This window comes from Agrococcus sp. HG114, from assembly GCF_024723325.1.
In the GTDB taxonomy this organism is placed as follows: domain Bacteria; phylum Actinomycetota; class Actinomycetes; order Actinomycetales; family Microbacteriaceae; genus Agrococcus.
The window spans coordinates 1-7,006 of sequence record NZ_JANQCH010000119.1; the positions used below are offsets into that span (position 1 = coordinate 1).

Below are 7,006 nucleotides of genomic sequence, written 5' to 3' on the forward strand. Positions count from 1 at the left end.
GGGCTCGGCTGGCGCACCCGCGTGCGGCTGCACGTCGACGGCCGCGGCCGCCAGGGGCCGTTCGCGCCCCGCAGCCACGAGGTCGTGCCGGTCACCGACCTGCCGCTCGCGACCGAGGGCATCCGCCTCTCGGCGCAGCTCGACCAGCGCCTGCCGCACGTCACCGCGGTCGACTACGTCGAGCACGGCGGCGAGGTCGACGTGATCGCGATGGAGGGCGAGCCCGAGCGCGGCCGCACCGACACGATCGTCGAGACCGTCGGGGGCCGCGCGTTCGAGCTCGACCGCTCGGGCTTCTGGCAGGTGCACCGCGAGGCGCCGGGGGTGCTGACGGATGCGGTGCGTCGCGCGATCGACGTCGACGCGGTCGACGCGACGGGCTGGTCGCTCGACCTCTACGGCGGCGTGGGGCTGTTCGCGGCGACCATCGCGGAGCTGCTCGGGGAGCGCACGCGCGTGACGAGCGTCGAGGCCGACGAGGTCGCCACCGACCACGCGAGCGAGAACCTCGCCGAGTGGATCGGCGCGAGCGCCGAGACCGGGCGCGTCGACCGGTGGCTGCGCGAGCTCGCGAAGCGCGCGAGCCGAGCGGAGCGCGAGCGGCTCTCGCGCGGCGTGGCCGTGCTCGATCCGCCCCGCGCGGGTGCGGGCCGCGACGTCGTCGAGCAGCTCGTCGGGCTCGAGCCGGCCCAGATCGTCTACGTCGCGTGCGACCCGGTCGCGCTCGCGCGCGACGCGAAGCTGCTCGGGGAGGCGGGCTGGCGGCTCGACTCGCTCGAGGCGTTCGACCTGTTCCCGCATACGCACCACGTCGAGGCGGTCGCGTCCTTCCGGCGCTGAGCGGTCCCCGCGGGCTTCCGCTCTCCGCCGTTGTCAGGGCATCATCGGCGGCATGGCCTTCGACGACGTGCTCGCGAAGCGGTTCGCGCGCTCCCACGAGCTCTACCTGGACCTCATCGACTCGCTGAGCGCGGAGCAGCTGGACTCCCGGTTGCCAGGACTGCCGTCGAACACGATCGGCGGGCAGCTCTGGTGCGTGCTCGGCGCACGCGAGAGCTATCCGCGGGCGGCGCGAGCCGGCTCGTGGCAGGGGTTCACGAGCCCCCTCGCGGGGGACGCCATGACGGATGCGCGCACGGTGCGCGCCGCCCTCGAGGCGACCGCCGCAGACGTCGAGCGGTGGCTGGGCGAGCTCGAGTCGGACGGCGACTGGCTGCACGCGCTCGCGCTCCTCGAGCACGAGGCGCAGCACCACGGGCAGCTCATCCGCTACCTGTACGGGCTCCGGATCCCGCGCCCCGAGTCGTGGCAGCGGCAGTACGCGCTCGACGAGCACGACGGCTGACGCGCTACCCGGCCTTCGTCACGCCGCCCGCCGCGCGCGCGACGAGCGCGGCGACGCCCGGGATCGCGGCGGCCCTCCACAGCGCACGCTGCGCCTCGAGCTCGATGCGCGTGTGGGGCGCGAAGGCGTTCGCGTTCCGGCGGCCCCGCGCCTGCTCGCGCTCGACGACGGGCCGCCACTCGCGCTCGAACGCGGCGAGGCCCGCGGTGACATCGCTCGGGTGGCGCGCGAACGCGAGCTCCTCGGCGAGCCGCTCGGCTCCGGCGATCGCGAGCGACGCGCCCTGGCCGGCGAGCAGCGAGACCGCCCCCGCGGCGTCGCCCACGAGCACCGCGCGGCCCCGCACCCACGGCTCGACGACCGTCTGCGCGACGGCGTCGATGTAGGGCTCGCGCACGCTCCGCACCGCGCGACGCCCGAGCACGCCCATCCCGACCACTGCCGCGCGCGCGTCCTGGTGCTCGACGCCGCGCAGCACCGCGAAGCCGGTGACCTCCGTCTCGCTCACGGGCGCGGCGAGCAGCTGCCGGTCGAGCTCCACCTGCATCGCGACGTGGCCGCCCAGGTCGGCGGCGAGCTCCCGGTCCTCGCCGATCCACGCCGCGGCCAGCAGGCCGCCGATCGGCCGCACGAACTGCTCGTCCGGCCCCCACAGGAGCCGCCGCACACGCGAGCGCACGCCGTCGGCGCCGACGAGCACGTCGCCCTCGAGGCGCTCGCCGTCCGAGAGCAGCACGCTGCCGCGCGCCCCGTCGTGCACCGTCTCGATCTGCGTGCCCCACCGCATCCGCACCCCGTCGGGCAGGCCCGCGAGCAGGGCCTCGACGATCTGCGGGCGCAGGATCGTGAGGTAGCGGCCGGCCGCGGCCTGCTCGACGAGGGCGACCGGCATGCGGGAGCGCACCCGCCCGGACGCGTCGACCGTGCGCACCTCGCGGTACGCGTGCGCGCGCTCGCGCAGCGCGGGCAGCAGGCCCAGCCGCTCGGCGGCGTCGAAGCCCGGGCCGAAGAAGTCGATGAGGTAGCCGGCCGACCTCGGCGCCGCCGCCCGCTCGATCACGTCGACGCTCCAGCCGTCGAGCGCGAGCCTGCCGGCGAGCGTCAGGCCCGCGACCCCCGCGCCGGAGATGATCGCGTGCATGCGCCGACCGTAGCGGCGGAGCCTGGGCGGCGCCATCCGCCCCGCGCGACGGCGCGGAGCCGCAGCTCGGGGAGGCGTCGTCGTCGCGGGCGGCGCGGTACCCTGGGGGTTCGCGGTCGACGGGGACCCGGCTCGTCCTTCCCCCTCCGAAAGCCCCATGACCGCCGCTGCCCCTCCTCGCCGCCCAGACATCCAGGGCCTGCGAGCGATCGCCTCCCTTCTCGTGGCGAGCTACCACGTCTGGTTCGGCAACGTCTCGGGCGGCGTCGACGTGTTCTTCGCGCTCGGCGGCTACCTGCTCGCGGGGAGCCTGATGCGCCAGGTCGAGCGCACCGGGCGGATCGACGTGCTGGGACAGCTGCGCAGGACGGCGAAGCGCCTCTTCCCCATGGCCGGCCTCGTGCTGCTCGTCGTCGGCGCGAGCACGGCGATCGCCGCGGGACCGCTGCTCATCGACCGGGTGGCCGGCGACGTCCTCGCGTCGGCGACGTTCTCGGAGAACTGGCGGCTCGCGGCGTCGGCGACCGCCTACGTCGACGCCGGTCACGCGAAGTCGGCGTTCCAGCACTTCTGGGCGATGGGGGTGCAGGCGCAGTTCACGGTGCTGTGCGTCGTCGCGGTGGCGGGGCTCGCGCTGCTGCTGCGGCGACGCCCGCGCTGGGACGCCCGCGCGAGCGTCGCGGTGCTGCTCGCCGCGGTCGCGGCGGCATCGTTCGCGTACGCGACCGCGCAGCTCGCGCTCGACCCGGTGCCGGTCTACTTCGACACCTTCGCGCGCGCGTGGGAGCTCGCGCTCGGAGGCGTCGCCGCGCTCGTCCTCGCACGCATCCCGTTCGGCACGGCGACGCGCGCCGCGATGGGCGTCGCCGGGCTCGCGCTCGTGCTCACGGCCGGCCTGCTCCCCGTCGAGTGGGCGCAGCCCGGCCTCGTGTCGCTGTGGCCGGTCTCGGGCGCGCTCCTCATCCTCCTCGCCGGGGAGGGCGGCGCCCGGGGGCCGGTGGCGCGAGCGCTCGCGTGGCCGCCGCTCGTCTGGCTCGGCGGCATCTCCTACGGCGTGTACCTCTGGCACTGGCCGCTGCTGAAGGGGCTGCTCGTCATCGATCCCGCGCAGGCCGCCGGCGTCGGCGTCGTGCAGGGACTCGCCGTGCTGGCCGCGGCGATCGCGATCGCCTGGGCGTCGACCCGGATGCTCCGCGCTCTGGGGCGAGCGACGCGAGGCTCGATGCGCCGCGCGCCCATCATCGCCGTCCCCGCGCTCGCGGCGGCCGCGGCGATCGGCATCGCGATCGCGCCGTCCGTCCAGGAGCGCGCGATCGTCGCCCAGGCATCGGCCGCGCCGCAGCCGGGGTCGCAGGCCGAGCTCGAGCACTGGATCGCGGACGCGGTCGATGCGCCCGCGCCCGCGACGGTCGGGGTGGTCGGGGAGGCCGGGCACTCCGCCGAGTGGCTCGTGCACGGGTGCGTGACGGTCGAGGTGTCGCTCGAGGAGCGCTGCCGGTTCGAGACGCCGGGCAGCGGGGGGCGCGAGGTGTGGCTCGTGGGCGACTCGCAAGCGGTGACCCTCGCGCTGCCGGTGCGCAAGGCGCTCGCCGGCATCGCCGACGTGCAGCTGCTCGGCCGTGCGCTCTGCCCGTTCTCCGCGTCGTCCGTCGTCGACGAGCAGCTCGGCGAGGCCGCGTGGGTGTGCGATGCGCAGATCGAGCGCGTGCTCGAGCTCGCCGAGCAGCGGCGGCCGGAGCTCGTCGTCATCAGCTACGGGGCCTGGTGGGCGGGGGACGGCTACGAGCACCTCGGCGACGACGTGGGGCGCCGGCTCGCGACCGGCACCGTCGAGCTCGTCGACCGGCTCGCGGCGCTCGGCGTCGGGACCGTGTGGCTCGACGGTCCGCCGCCGGCCGCGCACATCGACGGGTGCATGCTCGCGCACGCGGCGGGTGCTCCCCTCGACTCGTGCAGCAGTCGCCTGCAGCCCGAGCAGCTGCAGCGCCACCTGCAGATGCACGCGGTGTTCGAGGAGGCGGGAGCGGATGCGGTCGACACGCTCGGGTGGTACTGCGACGTCGAGCGCATGCTCTGCCCGCTCGTCGTCCGCGGCGTCCCGACCTGGACCGATGAGCGCCACCTCGGCGCCGCAGGGGCCATGCAGCGCGTCGCCGTGCTGATGCAGGAGCTCCTGCCGCGCACGAAGGGCTGATCGGCGGGCGCTACCGCAGCAGGTCGAGGAGCGCGCGCTCGCGCGAGCCGCGGAGGCCGAGCGTCTCGCCCGCCTCGAAGCGCTCGAACACCTCGGGGTCGATGTAGCTCGACTTCGCGACGGCCGGGGTGTTGCCGAGCGCTTCCGACACCGCGCGGATCGCGTCGCGCACGGCACGGGCGCGCGCCGTCTTCGTCGCGACATCCCGCGCCTGCGCGAGCGACTCCGCGGCGACGAGCGTGCCGTGCAGGGTGCGGAAGTCCTTCGCGGTGAACTCGCCGCCCGTCGCCTCGCGGACCGCGGCGTTGAGGTCGGCGTCGCGCAGGGAGTGGGCGCCGTCGGCGTCGCGCCACGCGAGCAGGCGGGACCGCCCGGAGCGGCGCTCGAGCAGCTCCTCGACGCAGCGGGCGAGCGCGGGGTCGTCGATCGTCACGTCGAAGCGCTGCCCCGACTTCGCCGGGAACCGCAGCCGCACCGCGTCGCCCGTGACGGTCGCGTGGCGGCACAGCAGCGTCATGAGGCCGCGCGTGCCGCGCTCCTCCGCGTACGCGTCGCCGCCCGCCCGGATCGCGACCGCGTCGAGCATGCGCAGCGCCGCGGCGAGCACCCGCTCCCGCGGCAGCCCCTCGAGCGCGAGGTCGCGCGTCACGCGCCTGCGCATCGCAGGCAGCGCCTCGGCGAGGTCGAGCGCCCGCTCGTGCTTGACGCGGTCGCGGCGCTCCCGCCACTCCGGGTGGTAGCGGTACTGCATGCGTCCCGCGGCGTCGATGCCGACCGCCTGAATGTGGGCGAGCGGATCCGCCGCGATCCACACCTGGGTCCACGCGGGCGGCACCGCGAGCGACTCGGCGCGCTCCCGGTCCTCGGCCGACACGCGCCGGCCGTTGTCGTGCGCGTACGACCAGCCCCGACCGGAGCGGCGGCGGCGGATGCCCGCGTCGGCCCGCGGATGCGCCCTGCGGAGCCTCGCCATAGCCGGATGCTAGTGGCGGCGCTCCTGGGAATCCGCCGGACACCGGGGCGGCGGGAGGCGCTCGCGGTAGGATCGCAGGTCGGACTGCCGTGCCACGCCGCTCGCGCGACCGGTCCGCCCGAACCATGACAGCGCATCCGACACCTCGCCGCCTCGACCTGCAGGGCTTCCGCGCGATCGCGTCGCTGCTCGTGGCCACGTCGCACATCTGGTTCGGGAACGTCTCGGGCGGCGTCGACGTGTTCTTCGCGATCGGCGGGTACCTGCTCGCGAGCAGCCTCGTCCGCGAGGTCGAGCGCAGCGGCCGCGTCGGCGTGCTCGCGGCGCTGTGGCGGCAGGCGAAGCGGCTCTTCCCGATGGCGGGCATCGTGCTCGTCGTCGCCGGATCGATCACGCTCATCGCCTCGGGGCCGCTGCTGTTCAACCGCGTCGCCCACGACCTCTACGCCGCCGCGACCTACCGGATGAACGGCCGGCTCGCTTCGACAGCGACGGCCTACCTCGACTCCGGGCTCACGAAGTCGGAGTTCCAGCACTTCTGGGCGATGAGCGTGCAGGGGCAGTTCACCGCCGCGTGCATCATCGCCGTCGGCCTCATCGCGCTCGTGCTCGGGGGCCGGGCGCGTCGGCGCGCGCGCGTCGTCGCGGGGGCCGCGCTCGGCGCCGTCGCGCTCGCCTCGTTCGCGTACGCGACCTGGGCGGTGCTCGACGACGCCGTCGCCGCCTACTACGACCTGCTCGCGCGCTCATGGGAGCTCGCGCTCGGCGGCTTCGCGGCGCTCGTGCTCGCGCGCATCCCGCGCTCGGCGCGCGCTCGCGCCGTGATGGGGATCGTCGGGCTCGCGCTCGTGCTCACCGCGGGGCTGCTGCCCCAGCACCTGCCGCAGCCCGGTCCCGTGACGCTCTGGCCCGTGGCGGGCGCGCTGCTCGTGCTGCTCGCGGGCGACGGGGCGAGCTCCGGCCCGGTCGGACGGATGCTGCAGTGGCGGCCGCTCGTGTGGATCGGCGGCATCTCCTACGGCCTCTACCTCTGGCACTGGCCGGTGCTGAAGGGCCTCGTCGCGCTCTTCCCCGGCGAGGCGGACGGGGTCGGGCTGCTGCCCGGGCTCGCGGTGCTCGCCGTCTCGATCGGGCTCGCGTGGGGCTCGACGAGGCTCATCGCCGCGGCGAGCCGGCCGCGTCCCCACACCGCCCGGGCGACGCCGCGGCTCGTCCCGCTCCTGCCGGCGGTCGCGACGGCAGCGGCTGTCGCGATCAGCGTGGCGCCCGCGCTGCAGGAGCGCGCGATCACGACGCACGCGACCTCCGCGCCGCGCGCGGCCTCGTCGGCGGAGCTGCAGCAGTGGGTCGCCG

The 7,006-nt window shown here is 75.9% G+C and carries 6 protein-coding genes; 4 read left to right on the forward strand and 2 right to left on the reverse strand.

The features are described 5' to 3' along the window. Positions 1 to 840 (forward strand): class I SAM-dependent RNA methyltransferase (locus NWP09_RS10510; RefSeq protein ID WP_369010421.1); only part of this gene is annotated, 840 nt, incomplete at its 5' end. Between the two features lie 52 nt (positions 841 to 892). Beyond that, a complete protein-coding gene (locus tag NWP09_RS10515) occupies positions 893 to 1,345 on the forward strand; it encodes a hypothetical protein (RefSeq protein ID WP_258275465.1) in 453 nt (150 codons plus the stop codon). A 4-nt stretch (positions 1,346 to 1,349) separates the two neighbouring features. Here the strand turns inward: NWP09_RS10515 and NWP09_RS10520 are convergent, their stop codons facing one another. Continuing rightward, positions 1,350 to 2,486, reverse strand: coding sequence for an FAD-dependent monooxygenase (locus NWP09_RS10520; RefSeq protein WP_258275466.1), 1,137 nt, complete (start codon positions 2,484 to 2,486; stop codon positions 1,350 to 1,352). A gap of 157 nt (positions 2,487 to 2,643) precedes the next feature. Here NWP09_RS10520 and NWP09_RS10525 point away from each other — a divergent pair, with 157 nt between their 5' ends. Then, the gene (locus NWP09_RS10525) at positions 2,644 to 4,680 is read left to right on the forward strand and encodes an acyltransferase family protein (protein ID WP_258275467.1); all 2,037 of its coding nucleotides are present in this window, start codon (positions 2,644 to 2,646) and stop codon (positions 4,678 to 4,680) included. Between the two features lie 10 nt (positions 4,681 to 4,690). Here NWP09_RS10525 and NWP09_RS10530 read toward each other — a convergent pair whose 3' ends face one another. Then, positions 4,691 to 5,653 carry a DNA topoisomerase IB gene (locus NWP09_RS10530; RefSeq protein WP_258275468.1) on the reverse strand — a complete coding sequence of 321 codons (963 nt, stop codon included), beginning with the start codon at positions 5,651 to 5,653 and terminating at the stop codon, positions 4,691 to 4,693. 125 nt (positions 5,654 to 5,778) lie between these two features. Here NWP09_RS10530 and NWP09_RS10535 point away from each other — a divergent pair. Then, positions 5,779 to 7,006, forward strand: a 1,228-nt coding sequence (locus NWP09_RS10535) for an acyltransferase (RefSeq protein ID WP_258275469.1), incomplete at its 3' end; no start/stop codon positions are given.

Excerpts from the sequence above, each read along its gene's own strand:
- NWP09_RS10530 (WP_258275468.1), bottom strand. The coding sequence starts at position 5,653 with ATGGCGAGGCTCCGCAGGGCGCATCCGCGGGCCGACGCGGGCATCCGC.
- NWP09_RS10520 (WP_258275466.1), bottom strand. The coding sequence starts at position 2,486 with ATGCACGCGATCATCTCCGGCGCGGGGGTCGCGGGCCTGACGCTCGCC.
- NWP09_RS10525 (WP_258275467.1), top strand. The coding sequence starts at position 2,644 with ATGACCGCCGCTGCCCCTCCTCGCCGCCCAGACATCCAGGGCCTGCGA.
- NWP09_RS10515 (WP_258275465.1), top strand. The coding sequence starts at position 893 with ATGGCCTTCGACGACGTGCTCGCGAAGCGGTTCGCGCGCTCCCACGAG.